This window comes from Granulicella cerasi (assembly GCF_025685575.1).
GTDB lineage: Bacteria > Acidobacteriota > Terriglobia > Terriglobales > Acidobacteriaceae > Granulicella > Granulicella cerasi.
The window spans coordinates 13101-31658 of the sequence record NZ_JAGSYD010000004.1 but is presented as its reverse complement, the minus strand read 5'-3'; the positions used below and the strand labels follow the sequence as shown (position 1 = coordinate 31658).

The window sequence follows — 18558 nt, the reverse complement described above, 5'->3', positions numbered from 1 at the left end:
CTCAGCTTTCGTTCTGATACCAGCGGTAGCCATGCCGCTGCTCGTAGTCGGCGTCCTGCAAACGGTTCGCGACCTCCTTGCGGCGCAAGGTAGCGGCGCTGGCGGTTAGCAGCTCGAGCAACGCCACGGGAGCAACGTAACTTGCCGCGAACGCCACACTGTTGGTGGGCACCAGCAGCAACTCGTTCGCAAACCGGGACAGTGGCGAGAGCGTGGAGTCGGTGATGCCTACGCAGTAAGCTCCACGTTCGCGTGCGTGCTGAATTCCCTCGATGGTCATGCGAAGGCCGCGACGAAAGCTGATGCCAATAGCCATGTCCTGCTCGCCGAGCGACCGCACCAGGTGGTTGGTGCGCCCGGGCGAAGTCACGGCCGTGACGGGAAACCCTGCGATCAGCAAGCGATACTCCAGGTACTCCACCAGCATCGCAGCCATGTCTCCACCGATGAGCAGGATGCGACGGGCATCATGCAGGCGTTGTGCGATCGCCTGCACCTGCAGCAGGTCTACCCGGTCGGTGACGAAGTCGATGTTGGCTGCGATCTGCTTGCGCGCAGACTTCAGCAGCTTCGACGTGCTGCCAGCCGCAAGCGAACTCTGCGCCGTGTCGAGGATGGTGCTGTTCTTCACCGCAAGTTCGTGCAGGTATCGCTGGAACTCGCGATAGCTTTCAAAGCCCAGCTCGCGGACGATGCGCACGACCGTCGCAGCCGCCGTGTCGACGCGCTTTGCAAGGTCACGCACGTTTAGCAGCACGAACTCGCCAGGGTTTTCAAACACCGGGCGAATGATGGCCTGGCGGTTACGGCTGAGCAGCTCCAGCTTCTCGGGGACGTCAGCAGGGACAGGCGACAACGGCGTGCGATGCGGCATGAAGGCAGATCCTCGAAGCGGGTCGTACAAGCAAACGGCAAAGTCTGGGGAACGCTGGAGAAGACGGGCGAATGATGCGAAGAGTTTACGGAGAAACGTTTGTTTCACGCAATGCATCTTCACGGTGCCATCAATTTCCGCGGAAAAAGCGGATTGACACGCGATAAAAGCTGGTCTACCTTGACACTACTTCAGAAAAATTTGCCTCAAGTGGAACATTTGTTTTTCTTGTAGCTCGACCGCAGTGTTGTTCCGGTGCCTTCGTTTGCCGGAGTCGCTCACTTGTCCCCGCTGGCTTTTCCAAAGCCGGCGCGACGTAGCTTTGTCTCGCGTTCAGCGCGGGGCACTCAGGGAGTTTTATGTCAAAACGACAGCGTGGCGTTGTCTGTAGATTGTTTCTCGCACCCCTTCTGCTGGCCAGCTCGGTCAGCCTCGCCGGCCAGACGATCACGGGCACGATCCGCGGCACCGTGCAGGACGCCACAGGAGCGTCGATCGTCGGTGCCACGGTCATTGCGCGCAACGTCGAGACGGGCGTGAAGACCACGGTCAAGACAGACAAAACAGGAAGCTACCGCGTCGTCAGCCTTCCGATCGGCCAGTACGAGGTGATAGTCAGCAAGGACGGCTTCAACGAGGCTTCCACCAAGCCGATGAGTCTTGAGATCGACCAGACGGCGCGCATGGATGTGAAGCTGGTTCCGGGCAGCGTTACGACGACGATCGAAGTCGCCTCCGACAACGGCACGGTGCTGCAGACAGAAAACGCCACGCTCGGAACGACCATCACCGCAAACATGCTGCAGCAGATGCCGCTGAGCGGCCAGAACTTCTCCACCGCAACGGTCTTCGTGCCGGGTGCCGTGCTGCCGACTTACAGTGCGCTGGGCGGGGCCAACGGCACGGAACGCGATACGACCGCATCGACTCTGCCGTCGTTCAACGGCAACCGCCAGCAGACGAACAACTACATCTTCGACGGCGCGGACATCAACGAAACGATGAACAACGTCGTCGGGTACAACCCTGCGCCAGAGTCGCTCGAACAGATCCGCGTGATCACCGCGAACGCCGATGCCGAGTACGGCAACGTGAACGGCGGCGAGGTCATCATGGTCACCAAGTCGGGCACGAACAAGTTCCACGGCAGCGTCTATTCGTTCTATGAGAACCAGGACCTGACGGCGAACCTCTGGAGCAACAATTACAACCGCATCAGCAAGGGCAAGTTTCATCAGAACCAGTTCGGCGCGAGCCTCGGTGGCCCAATCATGAAGAACCGCCTCTTCTTCTACGCGGACTTCGAAGGCTTCCGTAACAGCGCAGCAGGCACCGGCCTCGCCAGCGTGCCCACAGCCTACATGCGCACCGGTGACTTCTCGGAGTTTCTGGGCGGACACAGTTCGGGCGTTCCCCTTTCCAGCCAGATCCAGCTCTACGACACGACCAGCGGCCTGAACACCGCCACGCCCTACGCCAACAATCAGATCCCGATCGTGAACCCGGTGGCGAAGTACCTCTTCACGCATCCGGAAATCTATCCTCTGCCCAATCGCGGCAGTTCGGTGACGACGTCTCCGGATTCGCAAAACTACTCGGCGCCAACGAAGACGATCATCGTGAACAACCAGGGTGATGTGCGCGGGGATTACGTGATCGGCGCGCGCGACGCCATGAACATGCGGTTCTCGATGGGGGATGCGTGGGATGCGACGCCAAAACCTGTGCTTGCCGTGACCTTCCCGGCTGGCAACGAGTATCCCTTCATCGGGGGCGTGATCAACGAGGTTCACACCTTCTCCAGCACGCTGCAGAACCAGTTCCGCGCAGGCATCTCGCGCATCGGCTGGAAGCAGGGTCTGCCCGTTGACAGCACGGGTGAATTCGGTACGGATGGCGATGCCAAGCTTGGCCTTCCTTTCCCCAACCAGCCATACGCAGGCTTTACGCAGGTCAACCTGTCGAGCGTTGAAAGCAACGTCGGCACCCGCGGCGCGGCGACGAAATACTTCGACAACATCTTCAGCTATGGAGACGACGCCACCTGGCAACTGCATAAGCACAACTTGAAGGCTGGCGTCCTGGTGCTGCGCTATCAACAGAACAGCTACTACCCGAGCACCTACGGCGCGATGGGCTACTTCTCCTACACGGGCTCTTATACTGCGGACTCGCTCGCTTCGAAGACGGGTGCGCCACGCACCACGGGCTACGGCTTCGCCGACTTTGCACTGGACAAGTCCTCCGCGCAGGCGGTTGCCGGCGTCAGCGGACTTGTAGGCCATCGCCAGTACCGCACGGCCTACTACGTGCAGGACGACTGGCACCTGCTGCCGAACCTGACCGTCAACATCGGCCTGCGCTATGCCTACGATCAGCCGATCTATGAAGTGAACAACAAGGAAGTCAACGTCGATACCGACAACCCTGCAAAGTGCCCGGCCTGTCTTGAGTTCGCGGGACAGAATGGCAACAGCCGCGCGCTCTATAGCCCGTACTACAAGGAGTTCATGCCGCGTCTCGGCGTCAACTATCAACTGAATCCCACAGTCATCTTCCGCGCCGGGTACGGCATTACGGACGACCTTGAAGGCACCGGCGCCAACCTGCGCATGACGCAAAACGCGCCCTTCATCTATCAGTTCTACAACACCAACCTGACGCCGACGTCGACCTCCGGCGGCAACCCCTCGCCCGTCGAAAACGGATTCAGCACGGGGACCAGTAACGTCTCTACGTCCAGCACAATCTATCGCGCATGGGCGCATAACCTTCGCCCCGCCCTCATTCAGCAGTACAACCTCGCGACCGAAGTGCTGCTCACGCACACCCTCACCTTCCAGCTTGGTTACGTCGGCGAAACCGGTCAGCACCTGATCGTGCCGGTGCGCGCCAATCAATACACCACGCCGGGCGTGGCGAGCACCGCACCTTATGCGGCGCTGGTCGGCACCGGGGGCACGATCTACCTCACGCAGTCTGAAGGCAACTCCAACTACAACGCCATGCAGTTGCAGATTCGCCAGCGCCAGACGCACGGTCTGGAGTTCACCTTCAACTACACATGGGCACGCGCCATGACCAACAACCCCGGCTTCTATGGCGTGACCGGTGTCGATGGCGCCGGTGTCTTCCAGCAGAACATCTACGATCCTCACTCGGACTACGGCCCCGCAGCCACGGACGCGCGCAACTCCGTGAACTTTGTGGGCACCTACAGTCTGCCCTTCGGTCACGGTCGTGACTTCGGCGCTCGCTGGAGCCGTTGGCTGGATGAGCCGCTCGGAGGATGGAAGCTTTCGGCGAACGCGGTCATGTACTCGGGCTTCCCGGTGACGATCACGGCGACCAACGTGGCGAACGCGAACAACGGTTCGGCACGCGCGAACCAGTATCGTCCGCTCATCGTCGTGAATCGCAGCTTGAACCACTGGTTCGGCACTGATGCAAGCGCACAGCCCTGCTCGGGATCGGACAACGGCACCTGCGCCTACGATGTGGAGCATACCAACACCTATGGAACCGCCCATGTCGGCACCGAGCGCGCACCCGGCTACCGCATCATCGACATGTCGTTCTTCAAGGACTTCCGCACCTACAAGGAACAGTCTCTGACCTTCCGCCTCGACGCGTTCAACGCCTTCAACCTGGCAAGCTACGCGGCACCGGGAGCTTCGGTGAGCACAGCCTCAACCTTTGGCCTCATCACCAGCACCCTTTCTCCCGCGCGGCAATTCCAGTTCGCGGCGAAGTATCGCTTCTGAAGGTGAGGCCCCCGGATCGGGGCTTCGCAAGAGTTTCCATGTAGTCGTTCCCACGTAGATGGAGGAAGAGACCATGAACAGATTTGCGCAACAATGGCGAGCAGTAGGCAGTATGGCACTGGCACTCATGCTTGCGAGTGCGGGGCGCGCGCAGAGCGTAGCCAGCGTGGAAGTGGAGGACATGAAACAGGTATCCGCCACCTCTGGCTGGGTGCTCGCATCGCATCGCCTCTACTGGAGTGATAGCGCCGGCTCCCAATGGGCGGAGATTACGCCGCAGGCTTCGACGAACGTCGTCAGCGCCTACTTCAACGCCAACGGAAGCGGCTGGGCACTGCAAGCCGATGACGAAGGCAGCACCTTGCGCCTTGACTCCACCCAGGACAAGGGCGCTCACTGGAGCACTACAACGGTGAGTTCCCCCTTCACCGAAGCCCTCGTCTTCAACGGCAAGTCCTCGCTGCAATTCACCGATGCGGCGCATGGCTGGATGATGCTCGGCGTGCAGTCAAGCTCCGCGTTCCGCCGTGGCATCCTTCTGCAGACCGTCGATGGTGGCGCGCATTGGACGCAGACGAAGATGCCCCCGGTCGGCGGTGAAATTCAGTTCTCCGATGCCACGCACGGCTTCGTCGGCCCTGGCCCGAACGGCGATGACCTCTTCCGCACCACCGATGCCGGCGAGAGCTGGACCGCAGTCACACTGCCTGCGATCGCAGGACTCGATGCTGTATCGAGCACGGTGACGCTTCCGGTATTCACGGGTGCGCAGAGCGCTACCCTGCTCCGCACCATCGCGACCCAAGGCTCGACGACGAGCGTCCGCTACTTCACCAGCGATGGCGGAGCGCACTGGAGCGCGGAGACCTCCAAGGGATTCCAGCACGCTCCCGCCGCGCTGGCAGCCGACGCCACGCTCGCCACCAACCTCACGTGGACCGGCAGCGTCTCCAACGCGGGGCCGACAGCTATGCTCGCACAGCGAAGCAGCTTCACCTCCACCGACAGCGGATGGGTCCTCTTTGCCGGCGGCAGTTGTTCCGCGCAGGGAGAATGCACGACGAGCCAGTCGCTGATGGGAACCGCTGACGGCGGCAAGAGCTTCCATGCGCTCGGCGTTCTGCCCGGTCTCACCGTCAGCAGCGCCAGCAGCTTCAAACTGTCTCCCAAGGGACGCAGCTCTCAGATCTCGCCGATGGGCAGTGCGCCGCAGCCGCAGTCCTCTTACCCGGTCACTGGCGTCATGGGCTTCGACGCCTGCAGCCTGCCGACCACAACGCAGTTGAATACGTGGTGGACCGGCAGTCCCTACCAGACCGTCGGCGTCTACATTGGCGGCGCAAACTTCGCCTGCAAGAGCGGGCTCGCCAACCTCACCTCTACCTACGTCTCCACCGTGCTCGCACAGGGTTGGGAGATCGTACCGATCTGGGTCGGTATGCAGGCTCCAGGCGGGTCCTTCTCCTCCATGATGAGCACATCGCCGGCGACCGCGCAGACGCAGGGCGCCAGTGAAGCGGACTCCGCGATCGGCGCGATGGCTGCGCTGGGCATGGGCCAGGGATCGACGATCGTCTTTGATCTCGAGGCCTACACCTATACCAACGCCACCTACCTCGCCGCGACACAGGCCTTCCTCGAGGGCTGGAACGCAGAACTGCACGCGAAGGGCTATCTCTCCGCGGTTTACAGCAGCCACAACGAGTTCAACGGCTGGATCCCGACGATCGTCACGCCCGCCATCGACACCATCTGGTATGCGTACTTCTTCTCAAGCGGCGTGGCCTGCGGCACCACCTGCCAGACGGTTTATCCCACGGCCTCCGCCTTCACCGCGATCGCGCCGTACTGGCTGAACCATCACCGTTCGCGCCAGACCTCCAGCTCCTTCAACAGCACCTACAACGGTCTCACTCTCAACATCGATGAGGACTACACCGATGCTGCCTTTGAAGTAGCCACCCCCATCACGTTGACCGCGACTAAAGCCGGGTCGGGCAAAGGTACTATTGCAACGACCAGCATCAACAACTCGCTCGATACCAGCAGCTACACGGCAATCTCCTGCGGTCCCACCTGCACCTCGGGCACGGCACAGATCGCCGCCACAGACACCGTCGTCCTGACCGCAACGCCAGCAAGCGGCGCGATCTTCTCGGGATGGAGCGGATGCTCGTCGACCTCGGGCGCAACATGCACGATCACCACGGCCGTCAACGCCACGGTGACCGCTACCTTTGCCCCCGTGCCCACGTACGCGCTCACGATCACCAAAACCGGCACAGGCTCGGGCACGGTCGTCAGCAGCGATAACTACATCAACTGCGGCACCACCTGCACGGCGCAGTATCCTGCGGGATCGACGGTGACGCTCACCGCCACACCCTCCACCACCTCCGCCGTCGGCGTATGGACCGGCTGTACCACGTCTACAGGCTCCACCTGCAACATCACCACCGGCTCGTCCGCGGCGACCGTCTCTGTGAGTTTCAAGAGCTTTACCGCTGCCATCAATCCCGCCGCCGTCTCCATCGTCGGCGGCAAGAGCTCCACTGCCACAGTGACGATCACGCCGGACTCCGGCTACATCGGCACGTTCTCCACCTTTGCCTGCAGCGGCCTGCCGGCCGTCGCCACCTGTGCGTTCAGCCCCACATCGCTCAGCGCGATCGGTGACGGAGCGGCGCTCACCACGACAGTGACAATCACCACCACACCCGTCTTCTCTGCCTTCGTGTCGTACAAGACCACGATGGTGCTGGCTGGCCTGACGCTTCCGGCACTGCTGCTGCTGCCGTTTGGCGTGGCCCGTCGCAAGACAATGCGGAGAACCATGCTCTCGCTGACAGCGCTTGCCCTTCTCGGGGGACTCGGCTCCATCACCGGTTGCTCGCCGGGGAACCCTGCCCCCTACGACACGGTCGCTCCGGGTTCGCCCTTCAGCGGCACGGTCTACGTCACCTTCAACACAGCCGCTGGCGGCTCCACCAAAGTGCCGCTTCAGCTCACCGTCACCGCGAAGTGATCCACCTGCAGCTTTTCAAGCAGTAAAAAGTACGCCGCCGACCATCACACGGTCGGCGGCGTACTTTTGCGAGACCTCCGGCACACTCGCATCGTGACGCACGAAATTCCTAAGTCGACAGGGTCATAGCAGAGCGTAAGCTGAAGAATGAGTCTCCTAGCTGCTTACTGGAACTAAAAATTGAAGGGGAGGTTTTTGGTAGCGTTACCGGGGCTCGAACCCGGACTCTTCGCCTTGAGAGGGTGTAAATGGTCGTTTGCACGAATTTGCACCGCACCGCACATCGTCCCGCTAATCCATTACACTGCAACACTTACAGCGATTCGCTAACGAACTCCGCTGCACCGAAATGCACGAATTAACGGTACCTATCTGGCAGAAATCTGGCAGATTTTTATGCCACACTGTCCGAGGGGCCAACTCATGCCACGCGGACGGAAACCGAAGATCATCGAAGGCGACATTGCCGGAATTTACGAGCAGAAAGGCAAGAGCGGCAGCACCTGGACCGCCCGCTATTGGTTCTCGGGCAAGGATGTACGAAAGACCTTCAAGACCCAAGCGACCGCAATCGAGCACATCGAGAAGGTACGCCTCATGCGCGTCACAGGTGAGCGGCTTCCGACGACAGCCAAGCTCCCACTGCTCACCAGCTCAGAGCAAGAGAAACGTGGATATGTCTCCAACTTGCTCCTCGTCGACCTCATCGACGAGTACATGCTCAAGCAGAAAGAGACCGCCGAGCGCGAGAAGCTCCAGAACATCAAGAAGACGGGATACGTCTCTGATCCGCAGGCTCGCATCGGCAATATGGAATCACGCTTCAAGGCGATTCGTAAGGCGTTTGCGGATCGTTACGCAGACTCAATCGAGCCTCACGAGGTGAAGGACTTCTTAGAATCCTTGAATCTCTCGGATGGAACAATGAACCGCTACAAGACGACTTTGAGTAGCGTCTATGAGTATGCCATCGAGCGCAAGAAGCTGAAGATCAACCCGACAAGTGGAGTGAAACGCTTCACCGAAGAACTCGGGATTCCACGATGGATGCAGGATGACGAAGAGAAGCAACTGAGGAACGTCATTCAGAAATGGATTGACGAAACGCCTGAAGAGCACCGTGCGACCCGCCTAATGTTCCGTGAACACCTCAACGAGATCACTGTGGCCTCACAGTCGGGAATGCGTAAGGGCAACCAGTATGCGCTCCGCTGGGTTGAGGACATCAATTTAACGCTACGCCTTATCGTGCTACCTGATACGAAGAGCGGTCGTCCGCACGTCATTCCAATGACCGATAGCGTTTACAAAGCATTGCTGGATCAGAAGGCAATTCAGCAGGAGCTTGCTTCCCTTCGCGGCGTAGGCTATGGCTCTGAGCGCATGAAGTTGGATGGCAGGGTTTTTACGATTCGAGAGAACCGTGAGTGGTTCAAGAAGGCCAAGGACGAAGCTGGCATCAAATCCCTTCGTTGGCATGACCTCAGCCGCCACACGGCTGGTTCACGCCTAGCCGCTGGGGGAGCAAACCAGAAGGTCATTCAAGAGGTTCTGGGCCACTCCACACTCGCGATGTCTGCTCGCTACACCCACCTGTCGCCGTCTCACGTTGCCGATGTGATGAAGGCGGCTCTGGATCGCTGAGTTGCACCGCTACGAACGTTGTGCCAAAATGAGTTTGTTGTTGGGGCACATCCCTCATGGGTCTTCCGCAGAACATCGCGATGACCAGATCACCACTAAAGACCAAGGTGGGGTGCCAACAATAGGCTGAAAGCCATCCTTTGCCGGATGGTGCGGGACTGAACCGCAGAGTGGTGCTACGCAGGCACGAAACTCCGAAAACTTAGTTGTCTGGTTTTCGTAGAGGTTCATCATGCCCACCGCTTCCCTGAAGCATTCCGCTATCAATCCAGTTCGCTTTGACCGCAATAAGGCGGCAGAATACCTATGCCTGTCAGTCCGTTCAGTGGACTACCTCATCTCTACTCGTCGTCTAAAGGCTACGCGACAGGGTGGCAAGGTTTTCATTCAGGTCGCTGACCTAGATCGATACGCCAGCCAAGATCACACACAACCGATTCGTCCTGCTACGCGATAGCACGGCCAACGACTTCAAATGTCCTGGCCGTGCAAGCCGGCTACGCATTCACGTAAAACAACCGCGCCAATGAGCGCGAAAGGATTACATCATGTCGAACGTAAAAGCAATGAACGCAATGGACCGTGCAGCACTGATCGCAGCCGCAAGCAAAGGTGCAGGCAAAAAGGCACCTGAAACTGATGCCCTCCTGCAGGATGTCCGCTCTCTTGACGGAGGAAACCTTTGCTTCTTCCCAATCAAAGAGGGCCGTGATGCTAAGAAGGAACAGGTCCGCATTCACGCGCTGCTCAAGAACAACAAACTAGCGGGATACAAGGTGCGAATCAATCCTAACGACGCCTCGCAGATCATCATCTGGAAGGAAGAGGTGGCAGCATAATGCAAACAAACACTCAATACGAATCTCAGCTTGTGACGCTTGCCCAACTACTCTTTCACGAGGCAGTTGAGTTCACCGAGTTTTCCATGACCGAGGGCCGCTTTGCCCTGGCTATCACTGAACGGGGCTTGGGAGGTTTCATTGACCAACCGAATTTGGACGAACTCATCGGCGGTGTACTTTGCGATGCGGATGTTGCATGTAGATCAGAGAAGGTCATTGATTATCCGGCTGTCGATCAAGGCATTTATGCGCGGTACAGGATTAGTGGCCCTGTCGAATCGTTAGCGGCGATCCAAACGACGATTCGCGAGATGATCCAATCTGCCGGAGGCGACGCAATCGAGTGTCTGGAATCGAACCCGTCTGAGGCTAGTTTTTACAAAGCCGGAGGAAGATTCAACAATCCGACTTAAGCCAGTGGCACCTAGTAACCAGATAGGCAGTCTCCATAACGGAGATTGCCTATTTCCATTTGCACTGCAGCCTAGTCAGTCATTCCTACTCGATATCGAAAATAAATATGCAAAAGGCGAAGAAACATTGACGAATAGGCGAAGAAAAGGTATACTTATATATGTGTAAGGCCAAAACACCGGCGTTACTTGATTGGACCTGTATGCAGAATCCTTTGTGGGTTCTAAGGTCACCGGAAGGTAGCTAGAAGGGCGAATAAAGCATCTAGCGAAGCGACCGGAGCATGGATAGAGGTTGCGGGTTAAACGAACTGATTAAGGTGCTTGCTAGCCGCCAGTTCGGAACCTGATTCAAACAACAACAGCACAGACAAGCTGAAGTTGGCATCGCTACAGAGGGCTACGAACGTGGTCGATATGCAAACCGATGCAGAGTTTCCCATACCTATCCGAGGTGCTATATCCGTTCCAGCCCAAGCATATAACGGGCCTAATCGTCAGACTCGGATTCAGGGAGTGAGGTTTGCGCTGCTCATACGTTGCTTATACGGAGATCATCGGTAGACACTCTTCAGCTTATGGATAGCTAGAAGTGTGTCTACTCACCATTGCTTACCGGAGATGGTTTGAGTGATTCATTGTCTCTATCTACTAACTCATCCCTACTATTCAGCGGTTTTATCCCGCCGGATATGATTCCCTTCATCAATGCCTGATGTGAACACTTGCTTCGATCCGCATGGCGCTTACATGAGCCTGATAAAGGATCATTCATCATTCCTATCCCGCCTCTCAAAATAGATCAATTATTTTCAAGATTGCCTGACGATCTGGGCTGAGAAAAGCATACTAAGTACGTGTGTAGGCAAGAGATATGCCTATACGAATGTTGAACCTCCTTGAAGGCCATTCGTCATTTATCGCCTCGGAGGGCAACATTATATGAAATACCCCGCATACCGCAAGATCACACGCAAGATCGAACAGCTCTTCCGCTCCATCACCCGCACCGAAGATGGCTGCTGGCTATGGAACAAGTCAAAGCTCACAAATGGCTATGGCATGGCCTCATTCGAGAGCAAGCCAATCACCGTACATCGCCTCTCCTATCGCCTCTTTAGAGGTGAGATTCCTGAAGGCGCATATGTTCTTCACAGCTGCGGTAACCGCTCATGCCTGAATCCCGACCATCTCCGTTGTGGATCAGCGGCGATGAATATGCAGGACCGCATGGACTCTCCACTAGGCTGGCGCGCCGGTAGCAGAGGTAAGGGCGTAAGCCCTGAAGAACATGCTGAGATCTTCGCCATGTTTGATGCTGGGCATTCAGCCTACAAGATTAGCAAATCTCCTCTATCAACAGGCCGTGTCGTGACGGAATCGCAACTATCCTTCATGCGTCGCAATCGGAAGCTCATCGAGACTACGGATGCAGACAAGAGGAAGAGGTGTCCTAAACCTCTCAAGCCACGCAGACCCAATAGCGTCGTCACGATCATCCACACCAACGCACTCACCGCATAACGAATCCATTCAAGCCGGATTAAGGAGTCATTCCCTATCCGGCTAAACCCTACAGGAACAATCATGAGCAAGAAGAAAGGACAGTCCAAGAGCAAGTTCAACGACCACAACGAAGCGCAAGAGCTTGTGCCATTCAAGCATCTTTGGAAACCCGCTCCATCGCTGAAGCCAAGCATCGCCACAATGAACGCCTACGTCTATGGCAACGATGAAGCCAGAGCGATCATTGATGCTTGGAGATTCAAATCAAGCCGAGGCACACGCATCATTCAGATGGATCGAGAACGATATCACGATCTTGTAAGACGTACCGCCGGGGTGACGTTTCATGGGTAACGTTGATTCCCTATACCTGGCGTGGTCCATCCGGCCAACCGAAGAGGCTCTCGCGGTGTTGATCTCTGCCGTTCGGCGCATGGCCTACAAAGCTGCACGCGGAACGGTGTATGAGCACCGAGAAGATTTCGCTCAGGACGTGAGCATAACCATCTGGAGCTTACTACCTGGCTTTATTCCACAGTCGGCTGGATCGTTCTCGCATTGGCTCTCGAGCATCATTCGTCGGATTCGATTGAACCAGATGAAGGCTCAGATGTTGATTCAGCTTGCAGATGACTTCACAGAATGCGCGATTGAAGACGATCCAGTTGCATTCGACACATCTATCCTGCCTGTTCCAATACGCCAATCAGCATCACTACTAGCTTCTGGCTACACGATCAAAGAAGCCGCTGAGATGCAGGGCTTAGAAGCCGATACACTGCGTCAGAGATTCCGCCGATACCGAAAGAATCTCAAATAGCTGTCACGTTTTACCTCTGCCAATCCATATATAGGTAGAGGCTCTTCCTCGAATGATTACGTGGTCAGCACCAACCACATGCCGCACTGATCCATAGCGACATAGAACGGGTGCAATCTCTCCTCATGGCGACTCAGGGCAGACATCACGTCTGCCCTTCGCTGTTTAAGCCGCCGACCACATGAAAATACTGAATGCCATCTCCCTGTTTTCAGGATCAGGGATGCTTGACCGTGGCTGCGCTGCGGCCCTAAAGACACAAGATTATGAACTCCGAACCATCCTCTACTGTGAGCGTGAAAAGTATGCGCAAGAAGTCCTCCAGGCGAGGATGCAAGACGACCTCCTCTACCGAGCACCTATCTGGTCCGATGTCACAACGCTCAACGCCACCCAACTTGAAGGACACATTGACGTTGTCATTGCAGGCTTCCCTTGCCAACCATTCTCCGTTGCAGGGAAACGAGCTGGCCTCGAAGATGAACGCTACCTATTCGCAGATGTCATTCGTATCGCCAACGAAGCAGGCGCATCTCTCCTCTTCCTCGAAAACGTTCCAGGTTTGCTCTCCGGTAAAAAAGACGGAACAGCACCAGTCACAGACGTTATGCGGCTCATGGACGAAGCAGGGTTTGATGCTGTCTGGCACTGTCACACTGCCTCAGAAGCAGGTGCACCCCACAAAAGAGAACGCTGGTTCTGCCTCGCATGGAGAACCGTGGCTGACTCCGAATGTGATGGACAAGCTGGATCCAAGATCACAGGAAGCATTGACTGCATATCAGCAGAAGAATCGGCCGGGTAGAACATCCTGCCCAACGCTGCGTGAGCAAGTCGTCTACGGCAAGAACTGGACCACGCCTCAGAAGCATGACTCATGTGAAAGCACGAGGGTCACAACGGCATACAACACCGTCACCCGCGAAGTGAGGAACTGGTCCACGCCGATCAAAACTGACTCGAAGTTTTGCCTCACAACGGGCAAGTTCACCAACATCGTCAGCCAGGTGCAAGAACTGAGCAATGGAAGTCCCTCGAATCGTCTCAATCCTGCGTGGTGTGAGTTGCTGATGGGTTGGCCGATCGGCTGGTCGAGCACGTCTGCCTGTGCCCGCACATTTCCCGGCTTCCCTAAAGGCCAGGGTGATGAACAACACGATTACGAGGCACCTCGCACGATCCATAAGGATCAGTGCATCAATCGCCCGAAGCGAATCGCAATGATTGGCAACGGTGTCGTTCCTCAACAAGTAGCACTTGCGTTCACTGCGCTCATGGCTCCCGATGGCAAGCAGACCGAATAAACCCTGTAGGTATCCCAACTGCTCTGCTCTCGTTGCATCTGGCTACTGCGAAGCTCATGCCAAACCCGTAGCTCAGGCGAGAGAAAGATGGCGTGGAACGCCAGCTTCACGTGGTTACGACGCTGATTGGAAGACGATTCGTATTGAAGCTCTTCGGCGAGATAAATTTCTCTGTGTTCATTGCCTCGCGCTGAACAAGATTACTCCTGCACAGGATGTAGATCACATCATCCCCATCAGCGTAGACATCACCAAACGCCTCGATCTAACCAACCTGCAATCCCTATGCCGCTCTTGCCACAGAGCAAAGACGGCCCATGAGCAAAAGGCACCTGTATGAGCAACGCAACGACACAACTGATGCTGGGCGACTGCCTGGAACAGATGAAGTCGTTGCCAGATAACAGTGTCGATATGGTTCTCACGGATCTGCCGTATGGCACTACAGGATGTACGTGGGACTCCATCATTCCGCTAGAGAAGCTGTGGGTCGAATGGAGGCGCATCTGTAAGCCGAATGCCGCTATCGTCCTTACGGCATCCCAGCCGTTCACTACTGCTCTCATCGCATCGAACCTCAAGGCGTTTCGCTACTGCTGGGTATGGGAGAAAGATCGGCACTCCAACTTCCAATTAGCGAAGAAGCAGCCTTTGAAGCAGCATGAAGACGTCGTTGTGTTCGCTCAGAGACAGCCGACATACAACCCTCAAGGCTTGATCAAGCTAGCGAAGCCTAAGCGGATGAGCAACAAAGAGGGATCACGCCGTCTTCAGCACATCGCAAGCGCAAAGAAACGTTCGACTTATCTGCAAGAATGGACTGGATACCCGAAGTCGGTATTGAAGCTCCCCACAGAACGCGGCCATCACCCGACACAGAAGCCTGTCGCGCTATGCGATTACCTCATCCGCACATACACCCATGAAAACGACACTGTTCTTGATTGCACGATGGGCAGCGGAACGACTGGCGTTGCGGCGATGAACACTGTCAGATGCTTCATAGGCATCGAGCGAGATGCAGCTTACTTCAACACCGCCAAGGCGCGAATCAACGCAGCCGAAGAGAAGATCATGAATCCACTGCAGACCATTGAAACCATAGGAATGGACATCGCTCATGTTGCCGAGCAAGCAGTCGCATTCCTTCCCCACGTTGTATCACTTCTGGACCACGCCATAAAAGATGAGCCAGAGGTAAAGACACTGCTATCAGGCCTCATCACACAAGCGATTGCTGTTCTGACAGCAGGATCAACCGCCGCAGAAGACAAAGGCATCAGCCTTGCTGCTGATGCAACAACACTGGCTGCTGCTGAACAGTTCTTCATGTATGTGAAAGGCACGTTCCTGCCTCAAGCAGAAGCGATCTACAAAGAAATCTCCAGCGACATCAGATAGCACCGTATTTCTTCCATTGCACCTTCATGTTCAGTTGCTTGGTTGCGTGCCAGAAGACGTGTGTAGCGCGAATGCTGTCAGCCAACGCGCGATGATGATCGTTATCAGGTGCATTCAGATGGGCAGCAACCGTCACGAGCTTATGATTCTCCATCCAAGGGAATGCTCTGCGCGCTCTCTTTAGAGCGCACGTGTATCGATTCTCAACAACCACGCCAGACTTCGACGCCGCAGCCCAAAGAAACGGCATGTCGAATGCAGCATTGTATGTGACAAGTGGAAGATCACCGATGAACTCAATGAACTGAGACATCGCATCCTCTATCTCAACGCCCTGCTCGTCAAGCATCTGCTGCGTGATCCCTGTGATCGACACAATCTTTGCCGATACCTTCTTGCGCGGCTTGACCAAGATTTGAAAGCTCGGATGCTCCGACTCATCTAGCGTCACCTTCACAGCACCGATCTCGATGATCTCGCATGTAGAAGCGTGTAGCCCGGTAGTCTCCAAGTCCAGCACCACGAACTGCTGAGGCAACAGCCGACGCATATCGACCTGAACAGGATCCGGTTTTGGCTTAGGTGGTGATGCAACTGCGACCGCCTCACGCGCCGGAGGATCGCTGACGATCTGCGCCGGAGGATCTTGCCGCGCGTCATCAAGAGGTCTCTTATCTGCTTCCTCAGCAGATATCTTCCTCATATAAACAACAAAGATCACAATAGTAACGGATAGCAATAGAAGTATGGGAATCACAGCTCAACGTTCCTCACAACTCAGGGTATGGAGCGAGTCTACCTCGACAACCTGATGGGGGATAGGGGCCTTTGATTCGTAGCACTCGAAGCCTCCCGCTACCCAGTCCCGGCCTCATTTTCATTTCCGCAATTCAAACATCACCATGCCTAGACCCCGTACACCCACATCACGCCTTGAACTCACAGGTGCGCTCACTCACGACGCCAAGCGTTACGCTCCGCGCGCGGATGAGCCAACGCCAGCAGCACCGATAGGTGATGCACCTGAGCATCTGAATGACGCTCAGAAGGCTATCTGGGCTGAACTTGTAAGCATTTCCCTTCCTGATGTACTCGCCAACGCCGACCGATTCTTGCTTGAGCTTACTGTTCGCATGATGAATCGCCTGCGTGAAGACACAGCCTCCGACTCCAACCTCACCACACTGCGCCAATGCCTAGCTCAACTCGGCATGACGCCTGCTGACCGTTCGCGCGTATCGAGCAATAAGCAAGAGACACCCGTACATGACGAATGGAGCAACCTCATCCACTAACGACTATGCCGCTAGAGCCACGCAATACGCTCGCGATGTCGTTGATGGCAAGGTTCTCTATTCCAAATGGATTCGTCTCGCAGCCCAAAGACATCTGAATGACCTTATCCGGCCTGATTTCCGTTGGACCTTTTGTTCAGACGCAGCCAACAAGGTCTGCCAGTTCGCGGAGCTATGCAGACATGAGAAGGGCTCGAAGCAAGGTCAGCGCATCAAGCTCGAAGCGGCCCAGATCTTCATCCTCGCCAGCATCTTCGGCTGGATAGATTCGACCAGCCTACGCAAGTACCGCGAAGCGATCATCATGCTTCCGCGTGGTAATGGAAAGTCACCACTCGCGGCCATCATTGGCCTCTATATGGCGTTCTTTTCTGGCGAGAAGGGTGCCGAGGTCTATTGCGGTGCCAACAGTGAGAAGCAAGCCAGCGAGGTATTCCGACCAGCGAAAGCGATGGTCGAACAAGAGTCTCGATTAGCATCTATTGGCATTCAATGTGCGGCTAAGAGCATCTTCCAACTCTCAACACGATCCAGATTCCAGCCAGTTGTTCGTAAACCTGGCGATGGTGCATCGGTTTGGTGCGGCATCCTCGATGAACTGCACGAAGCTCAAGACGCTACGCTCTATGACACCTTCAAGACCGGCGCGAACAAGCGTCCTGGCTCTCTAATCTTGGTCATATCGACCGCTGGCGTCTCAAGCACCGAGAACCCCTGCCTTGCCCTTCAGAGAAAAGCCGAACAGATGCTGGATGGCGTCATCGAAGATGATCGCCTCTTCGCTGCCCTTCATGGCGCTGATCCCGATGTGGATTGGACCTCACCACTGGCCGTTGAAATGGCAAATCCTTTGCTCGGCGTCTCAAATGATCGCGAGGCTATCCTACTGGACCAGCAAGAGGCTGTTCGCAACTCTGCAAAACAGAACATCTTCAAAGCCAAGCACCTCAACATCTGGTCAACAGCCTCCTCCGCATGGATGAACATTGCGGCATGGAACAAATGCTACGATGCCATTCTCACAGAAGAATCAGTGAAGCAGCTCCCATGCTGGATTGGCTCTGATCTCGCCTCCAAGCTCGACCTATCAGCAGTCGTTCGCGTATACCGCGACGATAGCCAAGGTGATAGACCGCACTACTACGCCATCACACGTTCTTATCTGCCTGAAGAGCGAGTGAATCTTCCAGAGAACCAGCATTATCTCGGCTGGTCGAAGCAGGATTATCTCTCTGCCACGCCTGGAAGCAGCATCGATTACGCCACGTTAGAGGCTGATGTCCTAGCTGATATCGCCAGCAATCAGGTGAAAGAGCTCGCCTATGACGCTCGCTATGCCGATCACTGGGCGCAGCGTGTATCAGAGCTATCCGGCATCCCCCGCGTTGAAGTTCCACCATCGCCCTCGGTATTGTCACCGGCCATGAAAGAGCTTGAAGCGGCTGTTGCTGATGGCCGATTCCATCATGACGGCAATCCCGTTCTGACCTGGTGCATCTCGAACGTGCTCACACGCGAGACATCCGTTGGCAACTACACGATGCCCGATAAAGCACGACCTGAATCGAAGATCGACTGTGCTGTAGCTCTCTTCATCGCTATGGCTCGCGCTCGATTAGGCACACAAGACAACGCCGAGTGGTCCTTCACACCCTTCTGGCTCTAGGTAT

At 56.3% G+C, this 18558-nt stretch carries 17 protein-coding genes; 15 read left to right on the top strand and 2 right to left on the bottom strand.

Translation table 11 applies throughout. The annotated features are described in order from the left end of the window. Position 1: 1 nt before the first annotated feature. On the bottom strand, positions 2-874 hold the full coding sequence (locus tag OHL11_RS13815) for a MurR/RpiR family transcriptional regulator (protein ID WP_263372112.1): 873 nt from the start codon (positions 872-874) through the stop codon (positions 2-4). Between the two features lie 359 nt (positions 875-1233). On the opposite strand from OHL11_RS13815, the gene OHL11_RS13810 reads away from it, so the two are divergent. The 13 genes from OHL11_RS13810 (at position 1234) to OHL11_RS13765 (ending at position 15593) form a co-directional block, all read left to right on the top strand. Beyond that, a complete protein-coding gene (locus OHL11_RS13810) occupies positions 1234-4638 on the top strand; it encodes a TonB-dependent receptor domain-containing protein (protein WP_263372111.1) in 3405 nt (1134 codons plus the stop codon). A gap of 112 nt (positions 4639-4750) precedes the next feature. Beyond that, positions 4751-7663: a glycoside hydrolase domain-containing protein gene (locus OHL11_RS13805; protein WP_263372110.1), complete on the top strand. Its 2913-nt coding sequence runs from the start codon at positions 4751-4753 to the stop codon at positions 7661-7663. A gap of 423 nt (positions 7664-8086) precedes the next feature. Beyond that, complete coding sequence (locus OHL11_RS13800; RefSeq protein WP_263372109.1) at positions 8087-9307, top strand: tyrosine-type recombinase/integrase; 1221 nt, start codon at positions 8087-8089, stop codon at positions 9305-9307. 232 nt (positions 9308-9539) lie between these two features. Further along, positions 9540-9764, top strand: coding sequence for a helix-turn-helix domain-containing protein (locus OHL11_RS17390; protein WP_390233450.1), 225 nt, complete (start codon positions 9540-9542; stop codon positions 9762-9764). 91 nt (positions 9765-9855) lie between these two features. Continuing rightward, a complete protein-coding gene (locus OHL11_RS13795) occupies positions 9856-10146 on the top strand; it encodes a hypothetical protein (RefSeq protein WP_263372108.1) in 291 nt (96 codons plus the stop codon). Then, positions 10146-10562 (top strand): hypothetical protein, encoded by a 417-nt coding sequence (locus OHL11_RS13790; protein ID WP_263372107.1) that lies wholly within the window; start codon positions 10146-10148, stop codon positions 10560-10562. Before OHL11_RS13795 ends, OHL11_RS13790 begins: the two co-directional genes overlap by 1 nt. 942 nt (positions 10563-11504) lie before the next feature. Further along, a complete protein-coding gene (locus OHL11_RS13785; RefSeq protein WP_263372106.1) occupies positions 11505-12086 on the top strand; it encodes an HNH endonuclease signature motif containing protein in 582 nt (193 codons plus the stop codon). 63 nt (positions 12087-12149) lie between these two features. Next, positions 12150-12422 (top strand): hypothetical protein, encoded by a 273-nt coding sequence (locus OHL11_RS13780; protein ID WP_263372105.1) that lies wholly within the window; start codon positions 12150-12152, stop codon positions 12420-12422. Then, positions 12415-12888 (top strand): sigma-70 family RNA polymerase sigma factor, encoded by a 474-nt coding sequence (locus OHL11_RS13775; protein ID WP_263372104.1) that lies wholly within the window; start codon positions 12415-12417, stop codon positions 12886-12888. The genes OHL11_RS13780 and OHL11_RS13775 overlap by 8 nt, the downstream gene beginning before the upstream one ends. A gap of 181 nt (positions 12889-13069) precedes the next feature. Then, complete coding sequence (locus tag OHL11_RS17385; RefSeq protein ID WP_390233444.1) at positions 13070-13693, top strand: DNA cytosine methyltransferase; 624 nt, start codon at positions 13070-13072, stop codon at positions 13691-13693. Beyond that, entirely contained in the window at positions 13659-14192 is a 534-nt protein-coding gene (locus OHL11_RS17380; protein WP_396269813.1) for a hypothetical protein, read from the top strand. Before OHL11_RS17385 ends, OHL11_RS17380 begins: the two co-directional genes overlap by 35 nt. Beyond that, positions 14173-14532 (top strand): HNH endonuclease, encoded by a 360-nt coding sequence (locus OHL11_RS17375; RefSeq protein ID WP_390233438.1) that lies wholly within the window; start codon positions 14173-14175, stop codon positions 14530-14532. Before OHL11_RS17380 ends, OHL11_RS17375 begins: the two co-directional genes overlap by 20 nt. Further along, positions 14529-15593 (top strand): DNA-methyltransferase, encoded by a 1065-nt coding sequence (locus OHL11_RS13765; RefSeq protein WP_263372102.1) that lies wholly within the window; start codon positions 14529-14531, stop codon positions 15591-15593. Before OHL11_RS17375 ends, OHL11_RS13765 begins: the two co-directional genes overlap by 4 nt. Here OHL11_RS13765 and OHL11_RS13760 read toward each other — a convergent pair. Beyond that, complete coding sequence (locus OHL11_RS13760; RefSeq protein WP_263372101.1) at positions 15586-16350, bottom strand: 3'-5' exonuclease; 765 nt, start codon at positions 16348-16350, stop codon at positions 15586-15588. The two genes, OHL11_RS13765 and OHL11_RS13760, sit on opposite strands and share 8 nt — an antisense overlap. A 145-nt stretch (positions 16351-16495) precedes the next feature. On the opposite strand from OHL11_RS13760, the gene OHL11_RS13755 reads away from it, so the two are divergent. Both OHL11_RS13755 and OHL11_RS13750 read left to right on the top strand, forming a co-directional pair. Further along, positions 16496-16888, top strand: coding sequence for a hypothetical protein (locus OHL11_RS13755; protein WP_263372100.1), 393 nt, complete (start codon positions 16496-16498; stop codon positions 16886-16888). Beyond that, positions 16860-18554: a terminase large subunit gene (locus OHL11_RS13750; protein WP_263372099.1), complete on the top strand. Its 1695-nt coding sequence runs from the start codon at positions 16860-16862 to the stop codon at positions 18552-18554. The genes OHL11_RS13755 and OHL11_RS13750 overlap by 29 nt, the downstream gene beginning before the upstream one ends. The last annotated feature ends 4 nt before the right edge of the window (positions 18555-18558 follow it).